Source organism: Bacillus subtilis subsp. subtilis str. 168, assembly GCF_000009045.1.
Classification (GTDB): Bacteria; Bacillota; Bacilli; order Bacillales; family Bacillaceae; genus Bacillus; species Bacillus subtilis.
The window spans coordinates 3,939,657-3,966,652 of record NC_000964.3 but is presented as its reverse complement, the minus strand read 5'-3'; the positions used below and the strand labels follow the sequence as shown (position 1 = coordinate 3,966,652).

General features: G+C 45.5%; 26 protein-coding genes and 1 other RNA gene. 12 read left to right on the top strand and 15 right to left on the bottom strand.

Annotation, left to right across the window (positions count from 1 at the left end; all coding sequences use genetic code 11):
• Positions 1-12: 12 nt before the first annotated feature.
• Positions 13-1,656 carry a major catalase in spores gene (gene katX, locus BSU_38630; RefSeq protein NP_391742.1) on the bottom strand — a complete coding sequence of 548 codons (1,644 nt, stop codon included), beginning with the start codon at positions 1,654-1,656 and terminating at the stop codon, positions 13-15.
• Positions 1,657-1,784: 128 nt separating this feature from the next.
• Here katX and aag point away from each other — a divergent pair, with 128 nt between their 5' ends.
• The 7 genes from aag to licH all read left to right on the top strand — a co-directional run bounded on the left by aag (position 1,785) and on the right by licH (position 8,137).
• Complete coding sequence (gene aag, locus BSU_38620) at positions 1,785-2,375, top strand: 3-alkylated purines and hypoxanthine DNA glycosidase (RefSeq protein NP_391741.1); 591 nt, start codon at positions 1,785-1,787, stop codon at positions 2,373-2,375.
• A 28-nt stretch (positions 2,376-2,403) separates the two neighbouring features.
• Positions 2,404-2,562, top strand: coding sequence for a hypothetical protein (yxzF, locus tag BSU_38610; RefSeq protein ID NP_391740.1), 159 nt, complete (start codon positions 2,404-2,406; stop codon positions 2,560-2,562).
• Positions 2,563-2,724: 162 nt separating this feature from the next.
• Positions 2,725-4,650, top strand: coding sequence for a transcriptional activator of the lichenan operon (gene licR, locus BSU_38600; protein ID NP_391739.1), 1,926 nt, complete (start codon positions 2,725-2,727; stop codon positions 4,648-4,650).
• 128 nt (positions 4,651-4,778) lie between these two features.
• A complete protein-coding gene (licB, locus tag BSU_38590) occupies positions 4,779-5,087 on the top strand; it encodes a phosphotransferase system (PTS) lichenan-specific enzyme IIB component (RefSeq protein ID NP_391738.1) in 309 nt (102 codons plus the stop codon).
• A gap of 15 nt (positions 5,088-5,102) precedes the next feature.
• Positions 5,103-6,461 (top strand): phosphotransferase system (PTS) lichenan-specific enzyme IIC component, encoded by a 1,359-nt coding sequence (gene licC, locus BSU_38580; protein ID NP_391737.1) that lies wholly within the window; start codon positions 5,103-5,105, stop codon positions 6,459-6,461.
• Between the two features lie 18 nt (positions 6,462-6,479).
• Entirely contained in the window at positions 6,480-6,812 is a 333-nt protein-coding gene (gene licA, locus BSU_38570) for a phosphotransferase system (PTS) lichenan-specific enzyme IIA component (protein NP_391736.1), read from the top strand.
• On the top strand, positions 6,809-8,137 hold the full coding sequence (gene licH, locus BSU_38560; protein ID NP_391735.1) for a 6-phospho-beta-glucosidase: 1,329 nt from the start codon (positions 6,809-6,811) through the stop codon (positions 8,135-8,137). The genes licA and licH overlap by 4 nt, the downstream gene beginning before the upstream one ends.
• 33 nt (positions 8,138-8,170) lie before the next feature.
• Here licH and ilvK read toward each other — a convergent pair whose 3' ends face one another.
• From ilvK to ywzH, 7 genes are all read right to left on the bottom strand, one after another.
• Entirely contained in the window at positions 8,171-9,262 is a 1,092-nt protein-coding gene (gene ilvK, locus BSU_38550; RefSeq protein NP_391734.2) for a branched-chain amino acid aminotransferase, read from the bottom strand.
• A 140-nt stretch (positions 9,263-9,402) separates the two neighbouring features.
• Entirely contained in the window at positions 9,403-10,161 is a 759-nt protein-coding gene (dltE, locus tag BSU_38540) for a putative oxidoreductase (protein NP_391733.2), read from the bottom strand.
• Between the two features lie 90 nt (positions 10,162-10,251).
• Positions 10,252-11,430: a putative D-alanine from undecaprenylphosphate to the polyglycerolphosphate chain for lipoteichoic acid and wall teichoic acid synthesis gene (gene dltD / locus BSU_38530; RefSeq protein ID NP_391732.1), complete on the bottom strand. Its 1,179-nt coding sequence runs from the start codon at positions 11,428-11,430 to the stop codon at positions 10,252-10,254.
• Complete coding sequence (gene dltC / locus BSU_38520; protein ID NP_391731.1) at positions 11,430-11,666, bottom strand: D-alanyl carrier protein; 237 nt, start codon at positions 11,664-11,666, stop codon at positions 11,430-11,432. Before dltC ends, dltD begins: the two co-directional genes overlap by 1 nt.
• A gap of 16 nt (positions 11,667-11,682) precedes the next feature.
• Complete coding sequence (gene dltB, locus BSU_38510) at positions 11,683-12,870, bottom strand: putative D-alanine transferase from DCP to undecaprenylphosphate for lipoteichoic acid and wall teichoic acid (RefSeq protein NP_391730.1); 1,188 nt, start codon at positions 12,868-12,870, stop codon at positions 11,683-11,685.
• Positions 12,867-14,378, bottom strand: a complete 1,512-nt coding sequence (gene dltA / locus BSU_38500; protein ID NP_391729.1) for a D-alanine:D-alanyl-carrier protein ligase subunit — start codon at positions 14,376-14,378, stop codon at positions 12,867-12,869. The genes dltB and dltA overlap by 4 nt, the downstream gene beginning before the upstream one ends.
• A 17-nt stretch (positions 14,379-14,395) precedes the next feature.
• On the bottom strand, positions 14,396-14,545 hold the full coding sequence (gene ywzH, locus BSU_38499; protein ID YP_003097795.1) for a hypothetical protein: 150 nt from the start codon (positions 14,543-14,545) through the stop codon (positions 14,396-14,398).
• Positions 14,546-14,694: 149 nt separating this feature from the next.
• Between ywzH and BSU_38495 the strand changes: the two genes are divergently transcribed.
• From BSU_38495 to relQ, 3 genes are all read left to right on the top strand, one after another.
• Positions 14,695-14,829 (top strand): hypothetical protein, encoded by a 135-nt coding sequence (locus BSU_38495; protein YP_009514012.1) that lies wholly within the window; start codon positions 14,695-14,697, stop codon positions 14,827-14,829.
• A 162-nt stretch (positions 14,830-14,991) separates the two neighbouring features.
• Positions 14,992-15,927 carry a 1,4-dihydroxy-2-naphthoate octaprenyltransferase gene (gene menA, locus BSU_38490; RefSeq protein ID NP_391728.1) on the top strand — a complete coding sequence of 312 codons (936 nt, stop codon included), beginning with the start codon at positions 14,992-14,994 and terminating at the stop codon, positions 15,925-15,927.
• A gap of 141 nt (positions 15,928-16,068) precedes the next feature.
• Positions 16,069-16,701 carry a (p)ppGpp synthetase gene (gene relQ, locus BSU_38480; protein NP_391727.1) on the top strand — a complete coding sequence of 211 codons (633 nt, stop codon included), beginning with the start codon at positions 16,069-16,071 and terminating at the stop codon, positions 16,699-16,701.
• 29 nt (positions 16,702-16,730) lie between these two features.
• Here the strand turns inward: relQ and eapD are convergent, their stop codons facing one another.
• From eapD to tyrZR, 4 genes are all read right to left on the bottom strand, one after another.
• The gene (eapD, locus tag BSU_38470; RefSeq protein ID NP_391726.1) at positions 16,731-18,098 is read right to left on the bottom strand and encodes an exported double-zinc aminopeptidase; all 1,368 of its coding nucleotides are present in this window, start codon (positions 18,096-18,098) and stop codon (positions 16,731-16,733) included.
• Between the two features lie 155 nt (positions 18,099-18,253).
• Entirely contained in the window at positions 18,254-19,495 is a 1,242-nt protein-coding gene (gene tyrZ / locus BSU_38460) for a tyrosyl-tRNA synthetase (protein ID NP_391725.1), read from the bottom strand.
• A gap of 41 nt (positions 19,496-19,536) precedes the next feature.
• An RNA gene (gene tboYB, locus BSU_misc_RNA_59) (T-box riboswitch specific of tyrosine tRNA ligase) lies at positions 19,537-19,743 on the bottom strand.
• Entirely contained in the window at positions 19,744-20,259 is a 516-nt protein-coding gene (gene tyrZR / locus BSU_38450; RefSeq protein NP_391724.1) for a transcriptional regulator controlling expression of tyrZ, read from the bottom strand. It abuts the RNA gene before it with no gap.
• A gap of 150 nt (positions 20,260-20,409) precedes the next feature.
• Here tyrZR and ywaF point away from each other — a divergent pair, with 150 nt between their 5' ends.
• The gene (gene ywaF / locus BSU_38440; protein ID NP_391723.1) at positions 20,410-21,123 is read left to right on the top strand and encodes a putative integral membrane protein of unknown function; all 714 of its coding nucleotides are present in this window, start codon (positions 20,410-20,412) and stop codon (positions 21,121-21,123) included.
• Between the two features lie 109 nt (positions 21,124-21,232).
• Complete coding sequence (gspA, locus tag BSU_38430) at positions 21,233-22,093, top strand: putative glycosyl transferase (general stress protein) (protein ID NP_391722.1); 861 nt, start codon at positions 21,233-21,235, stop codon at positions 22,091-22,093.
• Positions 22,094-22,143: 50 nt separating this feature from the next.
• Here the strand turns inward: gspA and sacY are convergent, their stop codons facing one another.
• The 3 genes from sacY to epr all read right to left on the bottom strand — a co-directional run bounded on the left by sacY (position 22,144) and on the right by epr (position 26,784).
• Positions 22,144-22,986: a transcriptional antiterminator gene (sacY, locus tag BSU_38420; protein NP_391721.1), complete on the bottom strand. Its 843-nt coding sequence runs from the start codon at positions 22,984-22,986 to the stop codon at positions 22,144-22,146.
• Between the two features lie 53 nt (positions 22,987-23,039).
• On the bottom strand, positions 23,040-24,419 hold the full coding sequence (sacX, locus tag BSU_38410; protein ID NP_391720.1) for a negative regulator of SacY: 1,380 nt from the start codon (positions 24,417-24,419) through the stop codon (positions 23,040-23,042).
• Positions 24,420-24,846: 427 nt separating this feature from the next.
• A complete protein-coding gene (gene epr, locus BSU_38400; RefSeq protein NP_391719.1) occupies positions 24,847-26,784 on the bottom strand; it encodes an extracellular serine protease in 1,938 nt (645 codons plus the stop codon).
• Positions 26,785-26,996 lie beyond the last annotated feature (212 nt).

Below are 26,996 nucleotides of genomic sequence, written 5' to 3'. Positions count from 1 at the left end.
TGTTCGCTGTTGTTAATACGGATCAGACGGATGACTCTCCTGTTCAGCCTGCTTTGCAGCCTGTTCCGTTTCAGTTGTGCCGATCGGCCCGTTGCTGTTGTTTTCGGAGACCTTTTTTAGCCCTTCTGCTACGCGTTTTCCGTAGTCAGGATCAGCTTTTGTGAAATTCTCAATCATTTGATCCTGAATTTCTTTTCGGCACGTAGAAAGCGTATTCACCAAATTCGTAATCAATTCGTTCCGCTCAAATTCAGTAAATCTCCGGTACGTTTCTCCAGCCTGTCCGAAGTTGTTTGTTCTGTCAATCGCTTCACGCTTTACATCACCTTCGACATGCGGCGTATGGTCTTTTCCGTCTTGCTTCGCTTCCTTCAGCCCGCCCATAATGGATGGCTCGTAGTTGACGTGCGGGTTTTGTCCTTCTGCTCTATCGACCCGATATTGCATTTGCCCGCCTTCCTGGTTGGTGGCGACATGCTTTTTCGGCGAGTTGATCGGAAGCTGCAGGTAATTTGCGCCTACACGGTAGCGCTGCGTATCAGAGTAGGCAAACGTACGCCCCTGGAGCAATTTGTCGTCTGAAAAATCAAGCCCGTCGACAAGCACTCCCGTTCCAAATGAAGCTTGCTCCACTTCCGCATGGTAGTTTTCCGGATTTTTGTTCAGAACCAATTTGCCGATCGGTTTCCATGGGAAATCGTCTTTATACCACAGTTTTGTTGGATCAAGAGGATCAAAGTCCAGTTCAGGATGCTCATCATCGCTCATGATTTGAGCATATACTTCCCACTCTGGATAATCGCCATTTTCAATCGCGTCATATAGATCCTGTGTGGCATGGTTAAAGTTTTTCCCTTGAATCTCTTCTGCTTCCTTCTGTGTCAGGTTGCGGATGCCCTGCTTCGGTTCAAAATGGTATTTCACGAGAACGGCCTTGCCCTCCTCATTCACCCATTTATAGGCATGTACGCCTGAACCCTGCATTTGCCGGTAGTTGGCCGGAATGCCCCAAGGCGAAAACAAGAAGGTGATCATGTGTGTCGCTTCAGGAGATTGAGAAATGAAATCGAAGATACGTTCACCATCCTGGATGTTTGTCACTGGATCAGGCTGAAATGCGTGTACAAGATCCGGAAATTTCAGCGGGTCGCGGATAAAAAAGATTTTCAGGTTGTTTCCGACCAAATCCCAGTTTCCGTCTTCTGTATATAGCTTTACAGCAAAACCGCGCGGGTCTCTCAATGTTTCAGGCGAGTGTTTTCCATGATTCACAGTTGAAAAACGGACAAATGCCGGTGTTTTCTTGCCTTTTTCCTGAAAGAGCTTGGCCCTTGTGTATGTTGAAATCGGTTCGTCTCCGAAGCTTCCGTACGCTTCAAAATATCCATGTGCACCTGCTCCCCTGGCATGAACAACCCGCTCTGGGATGCGTTCCCGGTCGAAGTGGCTGATCTTTTCGAGAAAATCATAGTTCTCAAGTGTTGTAGGCCCTCTATTCCCGACGGTTCTCACATTCTGGTTGTCAGTAACAGGATGCCCCTGCCTATTCGTTAAGGTATCCTCTGACTCGTTTTTCCCGGATGTCTTATGAGAAAACGCTTCCTCGCTCCCTTGGGCATTTGATTGGTGCTGCTTGTTTTGATGATCATCTTTCAATGGTTGGCCCTCCTTTTTTGAACGGTAACAATATTCCCTGAATGGAAAGATTTTAAAACAGCCGTTTTTTTTGATCTGCTTCGGGAATGGTACAATGTACAAAAATCGGTAAAAGGAGAGGTCGATTCGTGACGAGAGAAAAAAATCCGCTGCCCATCACGTTTTATCAAAAAACCGCTCTTGAGCTTGCCCCATCGCTTCTGGGCTGCCTTCTTGTAAAAGAAACAGACGAAGGCACAGCGTCAGGCTATATTGTGGAAACAGAGGCCTATATGGGGGCTGGAGACAGAGCGGCCCACAGCTTTAACAACCGCCGGACGAAGCGGACTGAGATCATGTTTGCAGAAGCTGGGCGGGTATATACATACGTGATGCACACCCATACATTGCTGAATGTCGTTGCGGCGGAAGAGGATGTCCCGCAAGCAGTATTAATCAGGGCGATTGAGCCGCATGAAGGCCAGCTGTTAATGGAGGAGAGAAGGCCGGGCAGGAGTCCGAGGGAATGGACAAACGGACCAGGAAAGCTGACGAAAGCGCTTGGCGTCACGATGAATGACTACGGACGCTGGATCACGGAACAGCCGCTTTACATCGAAAGCGGGTACACACCGGAAGCAATTTCAACCGGCCCGCGCATCGGCATTGACAACAGCGGGGAGGCACGCGATTATCCATGGCGTTTCTGGGTGACGGGAAACAGGTACGTGTCGCGTTAGCATGTTTAAGGAAGAGGCAATCAGGGGAATGGTTGAGAAAAAAGAAGGGAGAATCGGAGCTTTGAAAAAGATGATCAAAACCGTTATCAAATGGGCGCCGGTCATTTACCCGATTGTTCGAAAAATCATGAAGGACCGCAAGGCGTCTAAACAAAAGAATATGTCCGCATCTAGAACAGCCGGCTGATCCCGGCTGTTTTTTTATAGGTCAGTTTTCCCTCTAGTCCTCCGGATGTTCATTGACTTGCCATTCTCTCCATTATAGAATTTATATACATTTCGCATCCCTTCATCATCCTTTCTGCCTATTCACTGAATCCCTGCATCTACTAGTTAGGAGGTTTTTCTCATGCTTCATGGGCGACTACGTGATATTCTGCGCTTGCTGATGGCGGCTGAAGCCCCGGTGACAAGTTCGTTTTTTGCCGCGCAATTAAACGTAACGACGCGGACAGTCCGCAATGATATAAAGGAACTTCAAGGTGTGCTAAGCGGCCACGGTGCCTTTGTACAATCTGTAAGAGGCTCCGGCTACAAGCTCCGCATTGATGACGAGCAAGTATTCAGAACACTGCTGCAAGATGAATTTCAGCAAAAAAAGGGCCTGCCGGTATTGCCGGAGGAGAGAATGGCCTATCTTATGAAACGTCTGCTGCTGGCGGACCATTATCTCAAGCTCGATGAACTTGCTGAAGAACTATTTATCTCAAAATCTACACTCCAAACGGATTTAAAGGAAGTAAAGAAACGTCTGCTGCCTTACCGCATCGTCATGGAAACACGTCCGAATTACGGCTTCAAGCTGCGCGGGGACGAGGTGCAGATGAGGTACTGCATGGCGGAGTACATTGTTGATGAAAGAGAAACGGAGATAGATGTTTTAAATGAAAAGGCTGATATTTTGCCAAAAGAAGAAATTGAGATCATCCGTTCCGCCATCTTGAAAAAAATGAAAAACGACCGCATCCCTCTGTCCAACATGGGACTGAATAACCTCATTATCCATATCGCTATCGCCTGTAAACGGATCAGAACGGAAAACTATGTTTCTCTTTTCCCGAAAGATATGGATCATATCCTGCATCAAAAGGAGTACCAGGCTGCAGAAGCCATCGTAAAAGAGCTGGAATCAAAGCTTTCCGTTACGTTTCCGAAAGACGAGACGGCCTACATCACCATGCATCTCCTTGGCACAAAACGAATGACACAATCACAATGCGGAGAGGACACATTTTCAATAGAAGAGGAAACCGATCAGCTGACACTTGCCATGATCAAAGCTGTTGATCGTGAACTGAAGCTTGGCATCCTGCATGACAAAGAGCTGAAAATCGGCTTGGCACTGCATATGAAGCCGGCGATCAGCCGCAACCGATACGGCATGAATCTTCGAAATCCGATGCTGGCAGCGATCAAGGAACATTATCCACTCGCTTTTGAAGCCGGGATCATTGCCGGAATCGTGATAAAGGAACAAACGGGTATTGAGATTCATGAAAACGAAATTGGATATTTGGCTCTCCACTTTGGCGCCGCGATTGAACGAAAAAAAACAGAAAGCCCGCCGAAACGCTGTATCATTGTATGCGCATCGGGAGCCGGAAGCGCCCAGCTTCTGCGCGAAAAACTGCGTTCCCATTTCGGCAAGCGGCTCGATATTCTTGGAACGGCTGAGTATTATAGTCTTGATCAAATGTCCTACGAATCAATTGATTTTGTCATCAGCACCATTCCGATTAAAAAAGAGCTCCCTGTACCAGTACTGAAGGTTAACACCATCTTAGGCGGAACTGACTTTACAAAAATAGAATCTATTCTGAGTGATGAAAAGGAAAAAGCCAATCGCTACCTAAAAAAAGAACTCGTTTTTTTTCAGGAGGATCTGCGCTCAAAAGAAGAAGTGATTCAATTTTTAGGGCAGAAAGTGGTCGAATGCGGCTTTGCCGATGAAGAAATCATAGATTCCATTTTTGAAAGAGAAGACATGTCGCCAACGTGTTTTGGCAATCTTGTTGCCATCCCGCACCCGCTTGTTCCGCAGACGAAAACAACGTTTTGGGCCGTTTGTACGCTCAAAAAACCGATCGATTGGGAGAGTCAGCGAGTTCAATTTGTCTGTCTGCTTTGTGTCGAAAAGGAGAACAAAGCGGATTTACAAAGCATGTATAAACTGCTTGGCAGCATTTTGGATGACCCGGCGGCGATGAACCAGCTGATCAAATGCCGTTCATATCAAGAGCTTTCGGATGTGTTTGACCAAAAAATGCTGAGCTGACAGCCTGTATATACCTTTTTTCCGTTGCCTGCGGAAAAACCCTGAGTGTTTATGAAAGCGATTTCATAATATGATGATAGCAACAGCAGGACATTACAAAATTGATCAAACTCTAGGGGGTCTTTTACATGAATATATTACTCGTTTGTGCAGCAGGCATGTCTACTAGCTTACTGGTGAGCAAGATGGAAAAAAGTGCGCAGGAACAGGGAAAAGACTATACCATTTGGGCAGTTTCAGGCGATTCTGTACAAAATCATATCGATAAAGCGGATGTATTGCTTCTCGGTCCGCAAGTCCGTTACATGCTTCCGCAGCTCAAAAAATTAGGAGAGTCAAAGGGGGTTCCGGTAGACGTCATTAATACCGTCCATTATGGAACGTGCAATGGGGCGGAAGTGCTGAAATCAGCTGAACAGCTTGGACATGTGTCATAGAGAGGGGCGGGCTATGTGAATAAAGTCAATCAGATCTTAGAAGAAAAGGTCATGCCTATAGCGGGAAGAATTGCGGGACAGCGTCATTTGCAGGCGCTGCGTGATGGTATCATCCTCACGATGCCCCTGATTATCATCGGTTCCTTTTTCCTCATCATTGGCAACCTCCCGATCCCGGGATACGCTGAGTTTATGGCAAAAACGTTTGGCAGCTCCTGGTCTGAAAAACTGGCCTACCCAGTCGACGCGACCTTTGAAATTATGGGTCTTGTCGCCGCGTTCGGCATTGCCTACCGGCTCGCCGAGAAATACGGTGTTGATGCCTTGTCGGCCGGAGCCATTTCCCTTGCGGCATTTTTATTAGCAACACCTTATCAAGTGCCGTTTATGCCGGATGGCGCGACGAAAGAAATCATGGTTGGCGGCGGGATTCCGCTTTCGCTCATGGGAAGCAAAGGCTTATTTGTCGCCATGATTATCGCAATGGTGTCCACAGAGATTTACCGCCTTATTATCCAGCGCAATTTAGTCTTCAAAATGCCGGACGGTGTCCCGCCGGCGGTAAGCAAGTCATTTGTCGCGTTAATCCCCGGCTTTGCCGTCATCTTCCTAATTTGGGCAGCCCGGCTGATTGTTGAAGCGACACCGTTTGAAAGCCTTCATAATATTGTAAGCGTTTTATTGGGGACTCCGCTTTCCATTCTGGGAGGAAGCCTTGGAGGAAGCCTTGTCGCCGAAGCCGTCAAAATGCTTTTATGGGCCTGCGGCCTTCACGGTGCAAACATTGTTGGCGGCGTCATGGCACCGATTTGGTACGGCGCAATGGATGCCAACCGGATCGCATTCCAAGCCGGTGAGGAGCTTCCTAAGATTTTCACCCAGCAATTTTTCGATATCTGGGTCAATATTGGCGGAAGCGGCGCCACATTGGCACTGGTTGTCACGATGTTCCTGCGCGCCCGAAGCAAACAAATGAAGCAGCTCGGGAAGCTTGCGGTCGGCCCGGCCATCTTCAATATTAACGAACCGATTATATTCGGAATGCCGATCGTCATGAACCCAATGCTCTTACTTCCGTTTATCATCACGCCGCTTGTCACAGTGACACTCACGTACATCGGAATGAGCACCGGCCTTGTCGCCAAACCGGCGGGTATCGCAGTGCCGTGGACCATGCCGCCGATCTTTTCAGGCTACTTGGCGACAGGAGGAAAAGTCTCAGGCGCGGTCATGCAAGCCATTAATATTGCCGTGTCCTTTGTTGTCTACTATCCATTCTTCAGAATGTGGGATAAGCAGAAGCTGAAAGAAGAAAACGATCTGGAGCTGGTCCAAACGCCTGCAGCAACAGATGACAAAGAAGCGGCTCTGTAGAGAAAGGAAGTGAATCGCGTGAATGAGGAAATGGAACAAATCATTTTTCAAATCATCCTTCACGGAGGAAACGGTAGGAGCTCCGCAATGGAGGCCATTGCCGCTGCGAAAAGCGGTGACGCAGAAGAAGCGCGGAAAAAGCTTCAAGACGCTGCTGAAGAATTGTCAAAAGCCCATCATTATCAGACAGAGCTGATCCAAAATGAAGCGGGCGGAGAAAAGACGGAAATGACGCTTCTGATGGTTCATGCACAGGATCATTTAATGAATGCAATGACAGTGAAGGATATGGCTGCAGAGATCATTGAGTTATATGAAAAAATCACCGAGCAAAGGGGAGCAAGCATATGACAAAAGGATTGAAGATTGTAACGATTGGCGGAGGTTCAAGCTATACGCCCGAGCTAGTGGAGGGGTTCATTAAACGGTATGATGAGCTGCCTGTCCGTGAATTATGGCTTGTCGATATCCCCGAGGGCGAAGAAAAGCTGAATATTGTCGGCACACTCGCCAAACGGATGGTTGAAAAAGCTGGCGTCCCGATTGACATTCATCTTACGCTCGACCGGAGAAAGGCGCTGAAAGACGCAGACTTTGTCACGACCCAATTCCGCGTCGGACTTTTGCAGGCAAGAGCAAAGGATGAGCGCATTCCGCTAAAATACGGAGTGATAGGCCAGGAAACAAACGGCCCGGGAGGTCTGTTTAAAGGATTGCGCACAATTCCGGTCATCCTTGAGATCGCAAAGGACATAGAAGAGCTTTGCCCGAACGCTTGGCTTGTTAACTTCACAAACCCTGCCGGCATGGTAACAGAAGCCTTGCTTCGCTACTCCAACCTGAAGAAAGTCGTCGGTCTTTGCAATGTTCCAATCGGCATCAAAATGGGCGTAGCCAAAGCGCTTGATGTAGATGTGGACCGCGTAGAAGTCCAATTTGCCGGACTGAACCATATGGTATTCGGGCTGGATGTTTTCTTGGACGGCGTAAGTGTGAAGGAGCAAGTCATCGAGGCGATGGGCGACCCGAAAAACGCGATGACGATGAAAAATATCTCAGGCGCCGAATGGGAACCGGATTTCTTAAAAGCGCTCAATGTCATCCCTTGCGGCTATCACCGTTACTATTTTAAAACAAAAGAGATGCTGGAGCACGAACTGGAAGCATCACAAACGGAGGGCACCCGCGCTGAAGTCGTACAGAAGGTCGAAAAAGAGCTGTTCGAGCTTTATAAAGATCCAAACCTTGCGATCAAACCGCCGCAGCTGGAAAAACGGGGCGGAGCTTACTACAGTGATGCAGCATGTAACTTAATCAGCTCCATTTATAATGATAAACATGACATTCAGCCGGTGAACACGATCAATAATGGTGCAATAGCGAGTATTCCAGACGATTCCGCAGTTGAAGTGAACTGTGTGATGACGAAAACCGGCCCTAAGCCAATTGCTGTCGGCGACTTGCCGGTGTCTGTCCGCGGCCTTGTCCAGCAAATCAAATCCTTTGAACGTGTCGCGGCAGAAGCGGCAGTTACAGGTGACTATCAAACTGCGCTCCTTGCCATGACGATTAACCCGCTTGTCCCGTCCGATACTGTGGCCAAACAGATTTTAGACGAAATGCTAGAGGCGCACAAAGCGTATCTGCCGCAGTTTTTCAACAAAATTGAAGCGTAAAAAAAGCCGGCCTGTAATGGGCCGGCTTTTTTCTTACTTGCTTTCAGTCAGCGCTGCGACTTCGGTCGTCCATCCGAATTCGTCTGCGACAGCGCCTTTTTGAATGCCTGTAATCGTGTCATATAGTTTTTTTGCGATTTCTCCTGTTTCACCGTTGTTGATCGAAAGTGTTTCATCCTGCCAGATCAGCTCGCCGACTGGGGAAATAACAGCTGCTGTACCTGTTCCGAAGGCTTCTTCCAGGATGCCGTCTTTATGGGCTTGGATGACCTCATCGATCGCAATTTTTCGTTCTGAAACTTGAAGGCCCCAATGCTTAAGCAAGGCGATGACTGAATTGCGCGTAATGCCTTCCAGGATGCTCCCGTTCAGCATCGGTGTTACGATTTCACCGTTGATTTTGAAGAAGATGTTCATGCTTCCGACTTCTTCGATGTATTTCTTCTCAATGCCGTCCAGCCAGAGTACTTGAGAAAATCCTTTCTCTTCGGCTACCTGCTGCGCTTTTAAGCTTGAAGCATAGTTTCCTGCGGTTTTGGCATTTCCTGTTCCGCCTTTTACCGCACGGACAAATTCACTTTCAACAGCGATTTTGACCGGCTTAATGCCTTCTTTGTAATAAGAGCCGACCGGAGAAAGAATGATCAAGAGCTTATACGTATGAGATGCCGCAACACCAAGGAAAGGCTCGGTTGCGATGATGAACGGACGGATGTAAAGGGACGTGCCCTCCGCATTTGGAATCCAGTCTTTATCAATTGCGACAAGCTGCTTTAAGCCTTCAAGAACCTGTTCTTCATCAATTTGCGGGATGCAGAGGCGGTCGTTTGATTGATTCAGGCGTTCCATATTTTTTTCCGGTCTGAAAAGCAGAACATGGTCATCCTCTGACACGTAAGCCTTTAACCCTTCAAACACGGTTTGGCCGTAGTGATAGACCATTGCAGCCGGATCCATTGATAAGGGTTGATAAGGAATGATTCTTGGATCGTACCAACCTTTATCTGCGGCATAGTCCATTACAAACATGTGGTCTGTAAACACTCTTCCGAACGAAAGCTGATTTGGGTCTGGTTTCGGTTTTTTTGTTGATGTCAATTCAACGCGAATTGTTTGTTTAGTCATGGTCAATCTCCCTGCTGTTAAATTGTTTATATTATCAAACTTATTTGAAAATAATTATATTCTATTGTATACCTTCAACAAATAATCGCAATAGGTTTGCTCAAATTTGTAAGAAATTCATATGAAAAAAGCAGGAGAAATTAATTCTCCTGCGTGTTCATTTGCTCGAATAACCTGTCATAATCGGCGCGAGTGGCATCCCGAAGACCTTCAACACGTTCATTTGTAATCTCCTGTTTGCCTTCCTTCAAGCCGTCCAAGAAATATTGAACATATTCTTCAGATGAAATGCCCCGGTACGTCAGGCCTTGTTTATCGCGTGATTTTTGGTTTAAGCCCGTGTCCACCATAGGCGGTGCCATTTCAATCACTTCCACGCTCGTGTCGCGGAGCTGGTGTCTGAGCGTAAGCGAGAACGAGTGAAGTGCCGCTTTTGTTGCGCAGTACACCGGATAAACAGCTAACGGGTTAAACGCAAGCCCGGATGTGACCTGAACGATTGCCGCCTCGGGCTGCTTCATCAAATGAGGTGTGAAAAGGGCGGATAAATGGACAGGCGCTTGGAAATTAAGTTCAATTTCATCACCGTCCACAAAAAGCTCCTCTGTCCCTTTTTTAAAGTCAATTTCCTTTTGAATGCCGGCGTTGTTGACGAGAACATTCAAGTTCGGATATTCCTTTAAAGCCCATTCATACAATGCTTCCCGCTGCGAACGGTCTGCAACATCACATTGCTTTGTATGGATGTTTGGGAGCTGCTGCTTCGCTTCTGCAAGACGTGCTTCGCTGCGTCCGCAAATGATAACTTCATTGCCAAGTTCCAGCAGGCGCTTGGCCAGTTCAAGCCCGATGCCAGCAGAACCCCCTGTGATTAAAACCGTATTATTTGTCATCTTCATTGGATGTAACACCTCTTAATTAAGTTGGCTGTGATTCCTTTACTATTACAAATCTTAGCAGGAAATATGCAGCCGCGTCCTATGAGATGCTCAGGATGAAGTGACTTTTCCGGTTTTATAAAATTCGTCAATTGCTTTATCGACATACACCCAGCCTTTCCAGCCGATGTGAATGGTGTCTTTCATGAAATACGGGTCATATTCATGCCCTGAGAAATCAGCAACCTGGAAGCCCTTCGCTCTGATTTGTTTATTTACCTTTTTGTAATAGTCAGTGCGTCCTTTTTTCGGGAAGCCCGTGTAATCGTACCATTTCCCGTTAACAGGAATGGTGACAAACATAGGCTCTGCGCCCGCATCCTTCAGGATATCGAGCATCATTTCAAAGTCGCCATATTCCGGTGACACCGCATACGATCTTCCTTTGTTTTTCCCTTTCAGCTTAGGCACTTTCGGCTTCAGCTTTTTATAGACAGGGTTGTCGATGTGAAAATCGTTAGAACCGGAGTGGCGTTTGCCCGATTGATCCGCTAGTTTATTCAATTCAGACCATGACTTATCCTTTACTGACTGCGAGATATAGCGCTTTGGCCCGGATGATTCTGTCGTTGAATAATACAGATCTTTCTTTTCCAGCATGCTGTAATACACTTTCGCCGCCGGCTTCAGCGCGTTCACTTTCCACGTCTGACCGTTTACCATTGCTTTGTACAGCTCAGAAAGAATGGCATCGTTTTGCACAGCCTTAAAGCGAAGCATGCGTTTCATCATTTTCTTTTTAATTTCAGGATCGATCTGATCGTTAAATGCCAAATCAAGCCCTTGCAGCGCAGAATAGTTCGGCGCGAAATGCTGTTCATCAGACCCGCGCTTAATAAACCATTGCGGAGACACGATGAATACGATTTTTTTGCCCTTCAGCTGATCCATGTGGGCAGCGAAGTTTAAAGAATGAATCAATGACTGGGATCCGCCTTTGCCGACAAGGTATGGCGTGAATCCCTCATTGTTTACCTGAAAATAATTAGATGGGTGGAACTCGTCCAGCCGAGAAAGCTCAGAAGACCCGTAAATCGGAAGATATGTCGGATCTTTGAGCATCTGATCTTGTAAATATAGCCCTTGAAACATACTCGGATTCAAGGCTGTTGCTGACTCTTTCACACGCTTATCGGTGATGAAGCCTGTCAGCCATGAAGATGGAATTGCGATGGCGCCTGCGAATAGAATAAACGCCAAAATAATTGGACCGAAAAAACGCTTTTTCATTATTTCAACTCAGACAGCTGATTTACAATGTTGTTAGGTGTATTCCAAACGTCCCGGTCAAATTCAGTGATCGGCACTAAAATATCAAAACGGTTTTCAATCGCAAGCAGCAATTCTACTGTTCCAAAAGAATCAAGCAAACCTTCTTCAAAAATTTCAATATCAGGATTTTCCTTTACGATGTCATCCTGGCAAACCTCTGCTAAAACGTCTAATACCTCTTGTTTAAAATCCATAGCTTTCTAATCTCCTTTAATGGTGGTGATGAAATGGTTTTCCTGAGAAAATATAAAACCCGAAGCAAACGAAATGGAATGTGATCACAATAGCGAGAATGGTTGTCCAGCGGTTGGACGGCAGCCATTTATATTTCTTATTCCACTTCTCGAAAAAGTTGTAACACGTCATCAGAACGGCGTGATAGAGGCCGTAAATGATATATTGCGGCGCGAGCCCGTGCCAAACCCCCATCAGCATAAACAGCAGGAAATACCCGATGTTTGAGACGGCCATACGGTTTTTGATCCACTTTTTCTTAGTCATCCAAAATACGAATCTCATAAACACATAATCTCTGAACCAAAATGACAGAGACATATGCCAGCGATTCCAGAAATCTTTAATATTTTTACTGATAAACGGTTTATTAAAGTTTTCTGGTGATTTAATGCCCATAATGTAGCTGACCCCGACGGCAAACATCGTGTAGCCGGCGAAATCAAAGAATAAATACATGCTGTAGCCGTACATGTACAGCAGGTTCCCAAGAATCTTATTGTGCGTGATTGCGGGAAGATTCATGATGAAGTACGTATTGATCGCGTAGCCGATAATAAATTTATACAGGAAACCGATGAAGATTTTATGGATTCCCGTATACAGCAGGTCGGCGTATTCTTCTTTCGTCCAAGCCTTCTGTTCATCCTTGACGAACCGGCGGTATCTGTCGATCGGGCCGGAGGAAATCGTCGGGAAAAACAGGATGAAATACAGCAGACGGTGCAATGGCAGCTGTTCTTTCAGCAGTCCGTCTCTTGCTTCCATAATCAGCTGAACGCCTTTAAAGGTTAAATATGAAATCCCTAAAAAGCTGATCAGGTTATGCGGCGGATGATGCGGCTGCGGGTGTGAAAGAAACGGCCATATTTTTGACAGAAATAAAGGCAGAATAGACGCGATAACAGCTCCGCAAAAGACAAAGCCGCTGTTCGCTTTCTGCCGGTATGCCAGATAGCCGCTGATCAGGAGCACCTGCCATATTGTAAACAGGCACAGCGCGATGACCCCGTGTAAGTCGTGCGAAAAAATTAAAGCCAATATAATGATAGATATGAACATGTTGTATGCTTGAAATCTTTTTCCGTTTAAGCCGAGAATGATCGTCGGCAGAAGAAGAATGCCAAGCAGTATAAAGAATAAAAACGAGCTGTAAGGCGTCATACAAGAACCTCTTCGCCAATGCGTTTTCGGTCAATTTTGCCGTTAGCCGTCATTTGAATGTGATCCTGATAGATAAATTTTCTCGGGATCATATATGCCGGAAGAGAAGCGGCAAGCTCTTTTTTAATAGCGCTTGTCAGCTGGAATTCCTTCTCGAACTCATGCTCCTCAGGCACAATAGCAGCGATCAGATACTCAACTGTTCCGTTTGGCTGATAAGGAATCACGACAGCAGAACGAACGTACTGTGACTGTCTGACATGGAACTCGATTTCCTCCAGCTCCATTCGATAGCCGTGAAGTTTAATCTGAAAATCCAAACGTCCTTGGCAGAAAATCTGACCGTCTTGAATAAAGCCGGCATCGCCAGTTCGGTATGCCCACTGGCCTTCATGAGAGAAAAACGCTTTTTCCGTCAGCTCTGGCTCACCAAGGTAGCCTCGGCTTACACTCGGCCCTGCAATGACGATTTCTCCTTTTTCTCCCTCAGGAAGCGGCTGTCCCTCTTCATCCATAATGAAAATGTTCATATCTGGTTTGGCGAAGCCCACTGGAAGCGATTCGCTGCGGCTGATGACGTCATTCGTAATTTCAACCGATGTGACAGCCACTGTCGCTTCAGTCGGGCCGTACGTATTAAAAATCTTCGCTTTCGGAAAACGCTCAAGCAGCGCTTTGGCCACAGAAACCGGAAGAACCTCTCCGCAAAACATAAATGTGTCCGCATGAGGCAGCAGATCCTGTGAAAAACCCGGATCCATCAGGCACATTTGCACAAAGGAAGGTGTTGATGTCCACACATTCAGCCCGGACTTCTTCAGCTCTTCAAATAAGACTTTCGGCTTATTCACAGCATCCTTTGTCACGCAATGTAAAGTCCCGCCTGATTGAAGGCACGGATATAGGTCCATGACAGACAAATCAAATGAGAACGGCGCTTGGTTTAAAAATATTTTTCCTCCGCTGACTGGAAAGTCTGCACAAATCCAGTCTGTGAAGCTTTGAAGGTTCGCAGCGGAAATCTGCACGCCTTTCGGATTTCCTGTGCTCCCGGAAGTGTAAATGATATAAAACGTTTCGTGTTCTTTGACCCATTGATCTTGGCTGACAGAGCCGCCTTCGTTTTCCAGCAGTTCTTCCGCAGAAACTGTCTGAATCTGCTGGCCGACTGCATCAATTGAGAGTCCTGCTGCATGGATCAGCAATTCTGCTCCAGAGCTTTCGATAATTTTCGCAATCCGTTCGGACGGAATAGACAGGTCAACCGGAATATAAGGATGTCCCGCTTTGACACTTCCCAAGAAGGAAACGATCATGTGCGGCTCCATGTGGCCGTACACAAGGATAGGAGATTTCTTTTCCCCAGAAATGCGTTTTTGGATCGCGGCAGCCGCGCGGTCAGACTGCTCCCATAATTCCTGATACGTGAGCGACTGGCCTTGAGAGCGGAAGGCATCGGTTTGCGGATAAGTTTCCGCATGTGTTTGAATAGCATGTAAAAGTTTCATAGTTATTCTCTCTCCAATTAGAAATCGTTATAAATATATGAACCGGTATTCGCGGTGTGAAAACCATACATAAAAAACAAAACAAGCAGTATCATCAAATAAAAGCCTGTATGACATGTCCACTTGACAGCGGGTTTTTCATACAGCTGTTTCATTAATTGCAGCATATCAAAAATTCCCTTCCCGTTTTTTCGACAATCACATGATTATTTGACGATCAGATGCTCAAAAAGTTTCATTTTTTCCCTAATCTCCCTCAAATTAATATATCGGCGTATGTTTTTGAAAATGAATCTTTATACCTGCAAGGGCAAGAATGGAATGTTTCGAGCTGATTCATAATAAAGGAAAAGATACCTGGAGTCAAAAGATCTTTTTAACTTTTAAAAAGTGTAATGTACTTAAAAAAATTTTTCTGTACCTGTTCGTTCAAGTGAAAGCAGAAACCTAATGAAATCAGGGCGAGAAGCGTATAATAAGAAAGAAAACGCCTTCTTGCGGTATCTTGTGAAATAAGGGAGAAGTCATTATGATAGATAAGGAAGCAAAAGGAGTTTTTTATTAAGCTGCCGGCTGAAAAAAAGTAAGCCTTTTAATAGAAAGGAAGAGGAAGATGAACCAAACAAATAAGGGTGAGGGTCAGACAGCGCCGCAAAAAGAAAGCATGGGGCAGATCCTTTGGCAGTTAACCCGTCCTCATACGTTAACCGCATCGTTTGTGCCTGTGCTGCTCGGAACCGTTTTGGCGATGTTTTATGTGAAGGTTGATCTGCTGCTGTTTTTGGCTATGCTGTTTTCTTGCCTATGGATCCAGATCGCGACGAACTTATTTAATGAATACTATGATTTTAAACGCGGATTAGATACAGCAGAATCAGTCGGAATCGGAGGGGCCATTGTACGCCACGGAATGAAGCCTAAAACGATTTTGCAATTAGCTCTTGCCTCATACGGGATTGCCATTTTGCTCGGTGTCTATATTTGTGCCAGCAGCAGCTGGTGGCTTGCGCTGATCGGCCTTGTCGGCATGGCGATCGGCTACCTGTATACAGGCGGGCCGCTGCCGATTGCGTACACGCCGTTCGGTGAATTATTCTCAGGCATTTGCATGGGTTCGGTGTTTGTGCTGATTTCGTTTTTCATTCAGACAGATAAGATCAATATGCAGAGCATTTTGATTTCCATCCCGATTGCGATTCTTGTCGGCGCGATTAACCTGTCGAACAACATTCGTGATATTGAAGAGGACAAAAAAGGCGGACGCAAAACATTGGCGATTTTGATGGGGCATAAGGGAGCTGTTACTCTGTTAGCTGCGTCGTTTGCCGTCGCTTATATCTGGGTTGTCGGCTTGGTTATTACCGGTGCCGCAAGCCCATGGCTGTTTGTCGTCTTTTTGAGCGTGCCTAAGCCGGTTCAGGCAGTGAAGGGCTTCGTCCAGAACGAAATGCCGATGAATATGATTGTCGCAATGAAATCAACAGCCCAAACAAATACATTTTTCGGATTCCTGCTCTCGATCGGATTATTGATCAGCTATTTCCGATAATAAAAAAGACCGCTCGTTTCATGCGGTCTTTTTTTGTTACAATCGACCGCATTTTGTAAAAAAATTCATAGAACCTTGCAGCAGACAGGGACGTCTAGTACATGGACAGCGGATAAAGTTCCGTTAAAGGAGATGACGAACATGGATTTATCTGTAACACATATGGACGATTTAAAAACAGTAATGGAAGATTGGAAAAATGAGTTATTAGTTTATAAATTTGCGCTAGATGCGCTCGATACAAAGTTCTCAATTATCAGCCAGGAATATAACCTCATTCACGGACACAACCCGATTGAACATACAAAATCCCGTGTAAAAAGCTTTGAAAGCATCGTGAATAAGTTAATGAGAAAGGGCTGTGAGATTACGACGAAGGAAATGAAGGAGCATATTCACGACATTGCCGGCGTGCGCATCATCTGTTCCTTTATTTCTGACATTTATAATGTCGTGAATGTGTTGAAGCAGCATGAAGATTTGAGAATCGTAAAGGTAAAGGATTATATCCAGACACCCAAACCGAATGGCTATCGAAGCCTGCATTTAATCATTGAGATGCCTGTGAATTTAACGAACCGTGTGGAATACGTCAAAGCAGAAATTCAAATCCGGACAATCGCGATGGATTTCTGGGCGAGCCTTGAACATAAAATTTATTATAAATTGAACAATGACGTTCCTAAGCAATTAACAGATGAGCTGAAAGAAGCCGCGGAGATTGCCCATTACCTAGATGAGAAAATGCTGGGGATTAAGAAAGAAGTGGATTAAAAAAGACGGCACCCAAGTGCCGTCTTTTTTTATTTGATATCTTCAAAAATGTCAGATGCTTTCGCCTTCATTTGTTTCTTAATGGTTTTCGGTTTCTTCTCTTTTTTCACAGCCTCATAGACAGCGGCTGTCACAAGATCGCCTGCTTGCTGGAGGCGTTCTTTGCTGATATGTTCGATCGAGTCTTCAGGGGTATGATACCACGGCTCAACTTCTTCTGTTTCCGGGTCTCCCCAAATAAAGTTAGCGGAATCAATGCCGGCTTCGTGGAATGGCACATGATCAGATGATCCTCCCTGTGTCAGAGACAGGCTGTCAAACCCAATTTTTTCAGCAGCCGTACGGCTGGATTCCCAAACATAGTTAGATTGGCCATCCAATGTGTTGACATACAGCTCAGACGCTTTTTCCCAGCTTGTGCCTACCATATCTAAGTTGAAGTTCACTTCGCTTCGTTTCAGCTCTTTTTCCGATAGATGATCTACATAGTGAGAGGAGCCGAGCAGGCCGAGCTCTTCGGCGCCGAAAGCGATAAAGCGGATTTCTTTATCAGATGGAACGCTTTTTAAGACACGCGCCATCTCCAGCATAACAGAGGTACCTGAGCCGTTGTCATTTGCTCCGGGCGAAAAAGGAACACTGTCGTAATGGGCGGTCACGTACACAATGTCTGGATGTTTGATGTTCTTTGGTTTTTTGATTCCGATGATATTCTGGGAGGTTTGGTTTGTGAATGCTTTTAGTTTTAAGGTGGCTTCTTTTTGCTGGGTAAGTGCTTCGCCGTCTTCTTTCTTAATGCCGACGACCGGAATGCCGACTTTATTTCCCGACAGGTTTGGCGTCATAGGCACGAGGCTTTCTTTGTTGTTATAAATGATGACAGCTTTCGCTCCGGCGGCTTCGGCATTTTTGGCTTTCTCGTAATAAGTCAGGTCTCCTCTGGAAATCAAGGCGATTTTGCCCTTGGCGTCAGCGGTAAAGTCCTTTTGATAGCCCAATCCCGCATTGTAAAGCGGGGCCGTCAGCCCTTGTTCCTCAGTCGGAGCTGAGCCCGACGCCGCTTGGAGAAGAATATCGCGTCCTGCTGAAGACAGTGTACCCTCAAGCCGGTCAGGAATGTTGAATCGTTGAACCTTCACATCAAGCTTTAATTTTCTCATTGATGAGGCGATCAATAGGGCACTCTTTTTTTCAGCTGCAGTTCCGGCTATTCTGGGGCCGATTGCTTCACTTAGCTGAGAAATGGTAGAGTACGCATGTTTTGCTTTGAATGGAAGCTCGCGCTCGCTATTTGATATTTGTACAGCGTGCGCGGCAGGGGTGACACTCTGTGCCGGCAAGAGCAGTGTGCCGGCAGTTAAAACAGCCATCGTCATGACAGTCAAAAGCTTTTTCATCAAAAATAAACCTCCCCTAAATGTATGGTTGGGGAATATTTCGGGATGCTAAAGGAGTTTCCTGCAAGATGGAGAGCGTTTTTGAAAAGACAGTGCTTTATACCTGCAAAAAAACGCTTATGAATGAAGGGTCATAAGCGTTTCGGAATATCAGATTATTGGAGCTTTAAAAACTTGCGTTTGCCGACTTGGATGATCATATTCTCTCTTATCTCTGCTTTGGCGTGAACATCTGTTACTTTCTCTCCGTCGATGCGTACACCTCCGTTTTGAATCATGCGGCGCGCCTCGCTCTTCGAAGAGAGGAGCTTTAGCTTGACGAGCAGATCAATCATCGCTATCGTTTTTTCGCCTTTCCAGTTTACGGCCGGTATATCTTCCGGCAGGCTGTTTTCCTGAAAGACTGTTTTAAACGAGTGTTCGGCAGCTTCTGCTGCTTTCTCTCCGTGATACATTCGGACGATTGTTCTGGCTAAAAGCATTTTGGCATCACGCGGATGAACGGCGCCGGTTTCTAAGTCTTTTACGAGCTGTTTTTTCTCTTCAAGCTCTAAGTCTGTCGCCAAGTGGATGTACTTTTTCATCAGGCTGTCGGGCAGTGACATCGTTTTTCCGTACATGTCGTTTGGATGTTCGTTAATGCCAATGTAGTTGTGTTTCGACTTCGACATTTTCTCGACGCCATCCAAGCCTTCCAAGAGCGGCATAAGGATGACGACTTGTTTTTCTTTGTTGTATCGTTCTTGGAAATGCCGTCCCATGAGGACATTGAAATGCTGATCCGTTCCGCCTAATTCAATATCACTTTCGAGAACGACAGAATCATAGCCCTGCATCAATGGGTAAAAGAATTCATGCAGTGAGATTGGTTTTTGCATGGCGATGCGTTCTTCAAAGTCGTCGCGCTCCATCAGGCGGGCTACCGTTATTTTCCCTGCTAATTCAATGACATCTTCTAGATTCAATGTTTTCAGCCATTTTGAGTTATAGTGAAGCTCGACTTTTTCTGGATCAAGCACTTTTCCGAATTGCTCAAAGTAGGTTTTGGCATTGTGCTGAACTTCTTCATCAGTCAGTTGCTTTCTGGCTGCCGATTTTCCGGTCGGATCACCAATTTTTCCTGTGAAATCCCCAATTAACAGCTGGACAATGTGGCCGTTTTCTTGAAATTGGCGAAGCTTATTTAACACAACCGTATGGCCCAAATGTACATCCGGTGCAGACGGATCTAATCCGAGCTTAATTTTAAGCGGCGTGCCCGTGGAAATTGATTTCACGAGCTTTGCCTTTAATTCCTCCGGCGGTATGACTTCGTGGGCGCCTGTCATGTATAGCTGAAGCTGTCTTTCTACCTCTTTTTGTTGTGACGCTGTGAGCTGCTCAAATGTTCTCATCATTTTTCCTCCTTTTTTACAAACACAAAAAAGAGCCCATCCCAATAAGGGACGTGGCTCAATGCACGCGGTACCACCCTGGTTGAAGACATTGTCTTCCGCTCATTCGAATAACGGTTTCCCGTTCTTTGCTACTAAGGTTCACAAAGAAAGCTTGGGGAGGTAATTCACGTTTGCCTGTGCGCCGGCTCGCACCTACCGCCGGCTCTCTGAAACAGGGAGACAAACCGCTACTGGATTCCCGTCAAAGCTTATGTTGTATGAAGATTGTCAGCTACCTTTCTAAGCAGCCCTGTCAATATTTTCTGTTCGTCCTTCGTCATTCCCGCAATGAGCTCTGTTTCCCCTTTGTGAAACTCCGGGTAGAGTTCTTCGATCGCTTGTTTGCCGGAATCGGTGATTGAGACAAACACGAGTCGCCGATCTCTTGTGTCGATGCTTTTACGGCAAAAACTCTTTTTTTCGAGCGTTTTGATCACGTTGCTTGCTGTAGCTGTAGATATCCCTGACAGCTCAGCGATTTTTCTCGTTTCGAGCGCTCCCCATACCCATAGATCATAAAGAATGGAGAAAGCGGTCCAAGAAAGGTTATAGGTAGAAAGAACCTCAGTCTCCATTTTGACACGGAGCCTTTGTGCAGACCGATACAGATTCGTAGCGATCGAAATGGCTTCCAGGTTGAGTGACTCGACGGGCATTTGTTTGAGCTTAGAAAGTGTATCGTGTTCTTCCTTCCGAAGCTGCTGATGTTGATGTGAACGTTCCATTTTTTAGGCCTGCCTTAAATTATCAGAATCATTAGCTATGAAACGAATTTTAACAGAGTCTGGTGTGAACTTCAAGCCCATATATCGGTTGAATAAAAAAAGCCCAAACAACGCCAAAATAAACAAAAACCCGAAAACGGGGGTGCAGTTTTGCAAAAATATGTTCAATCCGACTATAAGCATGATCCGTTTCATCTGTTTTCGACAGAGCATGTAGTGACGTTAGCGATTATCTCCCTTTTGGCCATTCTGTTGTTTTTGTTCCAAGATGAGGTCAAGCAGCCGAGGGCCAGCCGGTTTTTGCGTTCTCTGTTTGTGTTTCTTTTGCTTGGTTCGCAAATCGGCTATCAAATATGGATGGTCGCCACGGACAGGTGGTCGGTGCGCACTTCATTGCCTCTCCAGCTTAGTGACCTGTCGGTGTATTTGTCAGCTATTATGTTAGTGACAAAAAGCAGAAAGCTGTTTGTGTTTTTGTTTTTTGTCGGCATCGGCAGTTCGATTCAGGCTCTTGCCACTCCTGACCTCGGTATGTTTTCATTTCCGCATATCCGATATATCCTCTTTTTTATTTCTCACGGGTCTGTGTTTTTATCCTGTCTGCTGATGGCTGTGATTGGCACCTACAGAATGGGCCAGCGCTCGTTATGGGTGACAGTCCTGCTTGTTAATGTGTACGGCGTCTGTATTTTTCTGATTGATCGCTGGCTTGGCGCGAATTATATGTATTTGACGAAAAAACCGGGCGGTTCCTCTCTCTTAGATGTTCTCGGGCCATGGCCGTGGTATATCGTCTCGGCTGAAGCCATCACAATCGCAAGCTTTTTCATTCTTTATTGGCTTTATCGCATCTTCAAAAAATGACACCTTTTTTGTTGTATCACACATTCTGTTTAAAAAAATGTCGGAGAACGTGTTTATTTTTTTGAAAAAGGGTATGTAACTTGTACAACAAAAAGGGAGATGAATACCATTGAGGAAAGATGAAATCATGCATATCGTATCATGCGCAGATGATAATTATGCTCGTCATTTAGGTGGGATGTTCGTTTCTTTATTGACTAACATGGATCAGGAGAGAGAGGTAAAATTATACGTCATTGATGGCGGAATTAAGCCTGATAACAAAAAAAGACTGGAAGAAACCACTTTGAAATTCGGAGTGCCGATTGAGTTTTTAGAAGTGGATACCAACATGTATGAACATGCGGTTGAGAGCAGCCATATTACAAAAGCCGCGTATTACCGCATTTCGATTCCCGACTTAATTAAGGATGAAAGCATCAAACGAATGATTTACATCGATTGTGATGCGCTTGTCCTAGAGGATATTTCTAAGCTATGGGACTTAGACATTGCGCCATACACCGTAGCCGCTGTTGAGGATGCGGGGCAGCATGAACGCCTGAAAGAAATGAACGTCACTGATACAGGGAAGTATTTTAACTCAGGTATCATGATTATTGATTTTGAGTCTTGGAGAAAGCAAAACATCACAGAAAAAGTCATCAACTTTATCAATGAACACCCAGACGAAGACTTTCTTGTGCTGCATGACCAAGATGCACTGAATGCGATCTTGTATGATCAGTGGTATGAACTTCATCCGCGCTGGAACGCTCAAACCTATATCATGTTAAAGCTGAAAACCCCATCGACTCTGTTAGGGCGGAAGCAATATAATGAAACAAGAGAAAACCCGGCAATCGTGCACTTCTGCGGCGGAGAAAAGCCTTGGAACTCCAATACAAAACATCCGTATCGCGATGAGTATTTCCATTACATGTCCTATACGAAGTGGAATACGATTGGGAATCCGGCGATCAACCAATAAATCAGATAAAAAAACGCTTTTGAGATGATCAAAAGCGTTTTTTGTTTGTCTCAGCGTGCGACTGACCGTTGGTAGAACCGCTGAATATGCATGGCGATGTAGCACAATTCTTTTTCAGGAAACTCAAAGCCGTATTCCTTCTTCACAAAGGTGCCGATGCTTAGGGCACACAGGAAGGCATCCTTAAACTTCTCTTTAATGATGTCAATCATTTCTGCGTCCAGCTCGTAAATGGATTCGCCTGCTTTGATATGCTGAATGGCAAAGCGGAGATGGGTCACGAGCCTTTCATAAGAGATGGTATCTTCAACGATATTAATAGACAGTTGAATTTCGATAATCTCGATAATATCACGGATCATTGTTGTAATATCAAGCGTTTGTGTCATATCGCCGGCATTGTTTCTTGCTGTGTGGATATGCATGGCGATATTGCCGATTTCATCATCAGGAATGTGAATCCCCAGTTTATCTTTAATCAGTGCTCTGGCCCATAAGCCGATCTGGAACTCCTTTGGATAAAGGACTTTGATTTCATTCAGCAGCGGATTTTTGATAACCATCCCATTGCTCAGGCGTTCAATTGCAAAAGAAAGATGGTCTGAAAAAGCGACATGAATGCGCTCGTTGATTTTGATGTTCAGCTCTTTTTCGGCATGAGAGATAATTTGCTCAGAAATCTGAATGTGGTCTTCAGGCAATGTTTCTAAAATCTCTTCGAACTGCTTATAGTCAGGTGTATCTTTTCTGATAAAGGTTTTTTCTATTTTTGACGGATCGACAATATCATTCTTCTTTTTGTTAAACGCAATTCCTGCACCCAAGAGAATCTTCTCTTCATTTTGATCCTTTACGACGATAGCATTATGATTTAAGATTCTTTTAATTTTCATAGCTTTTTTGTCCTTTCATCCCCCGTTTTATGAATGAAATCGAATAAATCCAGTTATTCTGTCTCTTCTTTAAACCCGAGAAACAATGTAGCTATAAAAGCAGAGACGGCTGCGATCAAGAAACCGATCATATAATGAACAAAATTAGCGGCGCCAAACGGCAGCACGATTGAAATCATCGGAATGCCTGTCAGTCCGTAGGAATTTGCCACAACTTGTACCGCAACCACGTATGCTCCGCCAATAGCACCGCCGATGGCTGCTCCGATAAAGGGACGGATCAATTTGAGATTTACCCCGAATACAATCGGCTCAACAATGCCTAAAAACGCGGTCAGAGAAGCGGGGAGCGCAATTTTCTTCAGGCTTGATTGTTTCGTTTTGAGGAATACCGCAAGCCCCGCTCCGCCTTGGGCCACATTCGCCATCGACCATATCGGCACTAAAAAGTTGACACCGACATGCGGATTAGCAAGCAGCGTTGCCTCAATTGCATAAAAGCTATGATGCAATCCAGATAGGACGATGGTGGAGTAGATGCCGCCGAAAAGAGCTCCGGCAGCAATGCCGGCGTGATCATAAATATAGACGATCGATTGTGTCATGATCTGGCCGATGATGGACGCGGCGGGATTCATCACAATCAGCGCGAGGCACCCTGTCACCATGACCGTAATAAAGGGAATGATCACGACATCAAGCGACTTCGGCACAATCGATTTTAATAGCTTCTCAATTTTGCTCATGACAAAAACGGAAAGAAGAATCGGTATCATGGAACCCTGATAGCCCATCATTGGGATATGAAGCCCCCATATGTCTAAAGAAGACGGGGTTTTGCTGCCGAGCATAGACGGGTCCAGCAGATCAGGATGCGTCAAAAGCCCTGCAATCACTGCCCCTAGGTATGGGTTGCTGCCAAATTGCCGTGCAGCACTGAAGCCGACTAAAATCGGCAGTAAAATAAAGGCTGTGCTGGACACGAGGTCGAGCATTTTAATCCATGGGCTGCCGGCAGCGAACCAATGAAACACCTTAATCATGCCGATCAGCCCCATGAGCAGGCCGCTTGCTGTTATTGCCGGAATAATCGGCACAAAAATATCGGACAGTGTTTTCGCAAAAGCTGCGGCAGGGTTCAGCTTCCGGCTGGCTTTTTTCTGGTGGACAGGCTCTTCAGAAGGCGCGGTCTCCCATACATGAACGACTTCTTTATATATTTTGTTGACGACGCCTGCTCCGAAGATAATCTGGAAAAGCCCATAGCGGAAAAAGGTGCCCTGCACACCTTGCAGGTTCTCAATGGCATGTATATCAATTTTCGTCTCGTCCTTTACATCAAAACGAAGACGGGTCGTACAATGGCTGATGCTGATAATATTGTTTTTTCCTCCTGCGAGCAGCAGTAATTCTTTTGCAATCTCTTTATGCAAGCAATTAAAACCTCCTTTGCTGAAGAAAAGTCGGCTTGTTCATCGTATCAAATGAAAAGTTGACAATCAAAATGAAAAAAGTGAGAAATACCGGCTGAAAATGACAAAAATGCCCGCGTCGACGACGGAGCATGAGAATAGGGGGTTGTCCAAGGCGCCGTTATGAGCCCAACACGAAAAGAAGAGTTAAAATGCCCTGTTTTTTAGGCATTAATACTCCCTTTGCATCATTGGGTCTTGCCTGCCTGCCCAGTCACAATCCCGCCATATGTGGTGATAACTGTAATAACGTTCATTTTATGCTGTTCATGGCTGTATAGCAATAGTATGAAAAGCCTGTACAATGGATGGGAAAAAGGTTGTGTGTGGTGTTCTTAGAATGAAAAAAACCTTTAAGACTTGGAATGCAAATCTTAAAGGTTTTTGGTTACTTTTTCGGTTTGACGGCGTTCAGCCGTTTTTGCAGCTTTGTTTTTTCATTGGATGCTTTTAATTGATTCACTGCAGACTGAGCGGATGTCTTTGATTTCTTTGTTTTGTCTTTTTCCGCTTTCTTCACTTTTGCCTTTGCAGTTTCCACTTTTTTTGCTTCAGCCGCCGCCACCTTTTTCTTCACTTTGTCTAACCGTTTTTGCAATGCCGTTTTGTCCTTGCCTGCTTGAAGCTGATTGACGGCTGATTGTGCTTTTGCCGCATTTGCATCAGTTGATTTCTTTTCAGCCGCAGATACGGATTGCTGTGCCGTCTTCAAATTGGTGCTCTTCACTTTGTTAAGGCGTTTCTGCAGGGACGTTTTTTCTGAACTTGCAGGCAGCTTGCCAATTGCTGATTGTGCGCTGTCCACATCTGTTTTCTTTTTGCTTTTTTCCGCTTTCGCAACTTTGTCTTTCGCTTGCTTTGACGCGATGTATCGTTTTACTTGGTCTAAGCGTTTTTGAAGGTTCTTTTTGTCTGTTCCGTTTGGCAGCTTGTTGATGGCAGTTTGTGCTGTGTCAACGGTTTGCTGTGTTTTATATTTTTCTGCCTTTGCGACTTTGTCTTTCGCATCTTTTACATTTCTGTATGACTGTACTTTATCCAGTCTTTTGTGCAGGGCAGTTTTGGCGTCGGAGTTCGGCAGCTGGCTGATGAGTTCTCGCGCTTTGTTGATATCGATTTGTGCTTTTGTTTGTTCCGCTTTTTTCACCGCTTGCTCTGCTGCCGCGTACGCTGAATCTGTTGCCTGTGCTTTATACTGGATTAAGCCGTAGCCAAATTGCTGATCGCGGCCTGCGGTACCAAGATCAACGATGTTTTTCCGCATTTCCTCGCGAAGCTGGACGTTTGTCTCGGCAGGATCACGCTGTTTTAACAAGGCAAACATGGCAGCGGCGTGCGGTGTCGCTTGGGATGTTCCGCTTCCCGTTGCATAATACTGGTTTAAGTAAGTGCTTGTGATGTTTGTCCCCGGTGCTGAAAATTCAACTTCATCTCCAGTTGTTGAAAAGGAGGCAAGCTGATTCTTTTCGTTTGTTGCTGAAACCGCAACGACACTGCTGTATGCCGCCGGATAATTCACTGGCTTGCCGTTTCCGTCGTTACCGCTTGCGGCAACAAGCAGAACACCTTGTTCATATGCTTTGTTCACGGCGTCATGAAGGATTTTGCTGTCTGACGTCGTGCCAAGGCTCATATTGACGATGTCCATCCTGTTTGCGATCGACCAGTCAATTCCTTGGAGAAGACTTTGAAGATCCCCCGAGCCGTTCTGATCAAGCGCTTTAACCGCGTATATTTGTGCTTCCGGTGCGATGCCGTCAATTCCGTAGCCGTTATGCTTGGCTCCGATAATCCCTGCGACATGTGTTCCGTGGCCGTTATCATCTTTGTAAGAAGAGGTATAACTGACAGCTGAATACCCGCCGGCAATCGACAGGTCATCGTGGGGGGAGATCCCGCTGTCAATGACGGCAATTTTGATATTTTTTCCTGTCAGTCCTGCCTTCCAAGCCTGTTTCACCTGAATGGGCTCAAGGTTCCATTGCTCAAAGTTGTCAGAGGTGTCAGTGCCGTCTGACAGCACTTTGAAATCCGTGCTGTCTGCTGCGGTAAATGATACGTTGTTTTCTACATACAAAATATCAGGATCCTGCTTTAATTCTTTTACTGTCTCCTGGTCTGCTGTGACCGCTACCGCGGGAAGATGCTTATACTGCTGTTCAACATCAGCATCACTGTCCAGGATGGTTTCCTTTCCGGCCTTGTTTTTATAAACCACAATAACCTCTTTCTCGCTGCTGTTTTGCGCATGAGCGAGAGGGCCTATGGTGAGAAAACTGAAAAACAGAGTGACTGATACAACAAGTTTGCAAGACATGTTTTTCATGATTCATCTCCTTTTTCTATGATGTTTGATATATATATCGGAGAAAAAAAGAGAGATTAATAGTAAGAAGGAAAAAATTTTTCATGGGCAGGGTTGTTTAGCAAAATGCAGATTTTTTCCGCATGAAGAGGAAATTTTCCAAATGAATTTGTAAGCGTTTTCAAAATAAGATAAAGAAAACATTGCGGAGGTTGTTCACAAAGCAATGAGAA

Bases quoted from the DNA above. Each gene is read 5' to 3' on its own strand.
- yxzF (NP_391740.1), top strand. From the start codon at position 2,404: ATGGTTGAGAAAAAAGAAGGGAGAATCGGAGCTTTGAAAAAGATGATC.
- licR (NP_391739.1), top strand. From the start codon at position 2,725: ATGCTTCATGGGCGACTACGTGATATTCTGCGCTTGCTGATGGCGGCT.
- licB (NP_391738.1), top strand. From the start codon at position 4,779: ATGAATATATTACTCGTTTGTGCAGCAGGCATGTCTACTAGCTTACTG.
- licH (NP_391735.1), top strand. From the start codon at position 6,809: ATGACAAAAGGATTGAAGATTGTAACGATTGGCGGAGGTTCAAGCTAT.
- ilvK (NP_391734.2), bottom strand. From the start codon at position 9,262: ATGACTAAACAAACAATTCGCGTTGAATTGACATCAACAAAAAAACCG.
- dltE (NP_391733.2), bottom strand. From the start codon at position 10,161: ATGAAGATGACAAATAATACGGTTTTAATCACAGGGGGTTCTGCTGGC.
- dltD (NP_391732.1), bottom strand. From the start codon at position 11,430: ATGAAAAAGCGTTTTTTCGGTCCAATTATTTTGGCGTTTATTCTATTC.
- dltC (NP_391731.1), bottom strand. From the start codon at position 11,666: ATGGATTTTAAACAAGAGGTATTAGACGTTTTAGCAGAGGTTTGCCAG.
- dltB (NP_391730.1), bottom strand. From the start codon at position 12,870: ATGACGCCTTACAGCTCGTTTTTATTCTTTATACTGCTTGGCATTCTT.
- dltA (NP_391729.1), bottom strand. From the start codon at position 14,378: ATGAAACTTTTACATGCTATTCAAACACATGCGGAAACTTATCCGCAA.
- ywzH (YP_003097795.1), bottom strand. From the start codon at position 14,545: ATGCTGCAATTAATGAAACAGCTGTATGAAAAACCCGCTGTCAAGTGG.
- BSU_38495 (YP_009514012.1), top strand. From the start codon at position 14,695: ATGGAATGTTTCGAGCTGATTCATAATAAAGGAAAAGATACCTGGAGT.
- menA (NP_391728.1), top strand. From the start codon at position 14,992: ATGAACCAAACAAATAAGGGTGAGGGTCAGACAGCGCCGCAAAAAGAA.
- relQ (NP_391727.1), top strand. From the start codon at position 16,069: ATGGATTTATCTGTAACACATATGGACGATTTAAAAACAGTAATGGAA.
- eapD (NP_391726.1), bottom strand. From the start codon at position 18,098: ATGAAAAAGCTTTTGACTGTCATGACGATGGCTGTTTTAACTGCCGGC.
- tyrZ (NP_391725.1), bottom strand. From the start codon at position 19,495: ATGATGAGAACATTTGAGCAGCTCACAGCGTCACAACAAAAAGAGGTA.
- tyrZR (NP_391724.1), bottom strand. From the start codon at position 20,259: ATGGAACGTTCACATCAACATCAGCAGCTTCGGAAGGAAGAACACGAT.
- sacY (NP_391721.1), bottom strand. From the start codon at position 22,986: ATGAAAATTAAAAGAATCTTAAATCATAATGCTATCGTCGTAAAGGAT.
- epr (NP_391719.1), bottom strand. From the start codon at position 26,784: ATGAAAAACATGTCTTGCAAACTTGTTGTATCAGTCACTCTGTTTTTC.